Genomic DNA, 2,508 nt, shown 5'->3' with positions numbered 1-2,508 from the left:
CAATTTAGAACTGGCATACACCGCTAAAAAGCACGATACTATTATTGTAAGAATAGGTGAGCAACTCGAAAATAACGCTATCAACAGAAAACCACAAGGGCATATTCGCTACCAAGAAGTAAAGTTGGCTGTTCAAACAGGCAAGAAAACGTATTCATTGAAAATCAGACCTGACGAACGAAACACCAAATCTATGGCTGGGGCGGTTATTTTGCCCGATTCCTTTCCTGTTTTGTTGCCGTTTAGGTATTGTGAATTAGAAAATGTAAAAGAAGCTATTAGTGCAAATGATGTTGTTCAAAAAGCATATTTTAGTTATTTTGAAGAAAATCAAAGTAGTTTTAAAAGCTCTGATACCACACTTAACCAGATTTGGGAATTGTGCAAATACACCATAAAAGCCAGTTCTTTTTCGGGGTTTTATTTGGATGGCGACCGTGAACGCATTCCCTACGAAGCCGATGCTTACCTCAATCAGTTGAGCCATTATGCCACCGACCGAGAATATGGCATTGCCCGCAAAACGATTGAGTATTTTATGGAGCATCCTACTTGGCCAACTGAGTGGCAATTGCATGTGGCTTTGATGTTTTACCAAGATTATATGTACACAGGCAATACCGAACTAATTGCCAAATATTATGAGGCTTTAAAATATAAAACACTCATGGAGTTGGTGCGTGAAGATGGTTTGATAAGTTCATCATCACCAAAAAACACCCCCGAATTTATGCGTAAATTAGGTTTCGCCGACCCTAAAATTGCCTTGAAAGATATTGTAGATTGGCCGCCAGCCCAAAAAGATACAGGATGGAAATTAGCAACCGCCGAAGGCGAACGAGATGGTTATGTTTTTACGCCAATAAATACGATGGTTAATTGTTTTTTCTACAAAAACATGGGAATAATGGCAGAATTTGCCAAGATTTTAAATAAAACCGACGAAGAAAACCAATTCAGAATGATGGCTTTGAAGGCAAAAAACGCTATAAACGACAAATTATTTGATAAAAAAACGGGTGCATACATTGACGGAGAAGGTACAAATCATAGTTCACTCCACGCCAATATGATGGCTTTGGCTTTTGATATTACACCCGAAACCCAGAAAAAATCGGTGGCAAGTTTCGTCAAATCTCGTGGTATGGCGTGCAGTGTTTATGGTTCACAATATCTTTTGGAAGCACTTTATAATGCAAATGAAGCCGATTACGCCCTAAAACTAATGACCGCAACCGACGACCGCAGTTGGTGGAATATGATAAAAATTGGCTCAACTATGACGCTGGAAGCGTGGGACATCAAGTACAAACCAAATCTTGACTGGAATCACGCTTGGGGAACTGCTCCTGCCAATATTGTTGCGAGAAATATGTGGGGAATCCAGCCAAAAACAGCGGGTGGTGGAATCGTTTCAATCAAGCCACAATTATCAACTTTGGTAAGTTCGGAAATAAGCGTTCCGATGCTCAAAGGAATTATAAAAGCGACTTATCAACGAAAAAGCAAACTCAACCAAATTTATGAAATTGAAATACCTGCTAATGTTTCGGCAGAATTAGAACTCAGTTTTTCGCCCGAAGATGTGATTTTACTGAATGGAAAAAAAGTAGATACCGCTTTCAAAACCATTCGATTATCGGCGGGAATTAATACAGTTGAGTTGAAGGTGAATACTTTTTAATCGAAAAAAATCTTTGGCATATTCGAGAATAGAGGGTGATGTTAAACAAATTGTCGAAATTTAGCATACTACTGGACAAGCAGTGGGAAAAATGAGTGGGTATCGTAATTTTGTTGCGACCACACAAACAAGATTCGATTATGTCCCACCCATTAGTGGGGTTCGCTGCACATTTCGGGTAAATGTTCCATACTACTGGACAAGCAGTGGGTTTGGTGGACACTTGGAATTAAAAATATCATCTAAAAGGTTCATAAATCTGTAAAAAGTCCAAACTTTGGTTTTAAGTTTGGATAAACCAAGTCTAAAAATAGATATGGCTAATAGTTTTTGTCCATTTCTATATTTCTTAAATTTCTGTTTTTTAGTTTCTAAGCCTTGATGAATGCTAAGAACATAAGCCATAACGACAATGGCAACCATCAAAATGATTTTGTTGTCATTTTTGAAGCGGTTCGCCGCCCGATTAAGGTCTTCCAAATTGAATCCTTTGGTTTTTAATTGTCTAAAACAAGTTTCTATTTTCCACCTAATTTTATAAATACTTGCAATTTCTTTAATATCATTCAAGGGCTGACTTCACCATTTGGGCCAAATCTAAACTAAGTCTTGTAATCTGTTTATTATCAATACTTTAAAGTATTTTGTTCACTAATGAATTTTGATACTTCCACGTCTTCAATTTCTCCATATCGAAGCGTAACTCCTTATTATTCAACAAGTTAGGGGGCAATTACTCAAAGGTACAATTTTCCCATCGGGTCGAGTATATAATTTTGGCTATGCAGTAATTAGATACAAGCGATTCTTACCCCCAATATTGA

General features: G+C 37.5%; 2 protein-coding genes. One reads left to right on the top strand and one right to left on the bottom strand.

The window, feature by feature from the left end:
• Nucleotides 1-1,684 (top strand): trehalase family glycosidase (locus ACH2CJ_RS01125; protein WP_394990229.1); only part of this gene is annotated, 1,684 nt, incomplete at its 5' end.
• A 192-nt stretch (nucleotides 1,685-1,876) separates the two neighbouring features.
• On the opposite strand, the gene ACH2CJ_RS01120 is transcribed toward ACH2CJ_RS01125, so the two are convergent.
• A complete protein-coding gene (locus ACH2CJ_RS01120; RefSeq protein ID WP_394990228.1) occupies nucleotides 1,877-2,254 on the bottom strand; it encodes a transposase in 378 nt (125 codons plus the stop codon).
• Nucleotides 2,255-2,508: the final 254 nt, after the last annotated feature.

This window comes from Emticicia sp. (assembly GCF_043780375.1).
Taxonomy (GTDB): domain Bacteria; phylum Bacteroidota; class Bacteroidia; order Cytophagales; family Spirosomataceae; genus Emticicia.
Note: the sequence above shows the minus strand (reverse complement) of the source record. Positions and strands in the feature narration are given on the sequence as shown.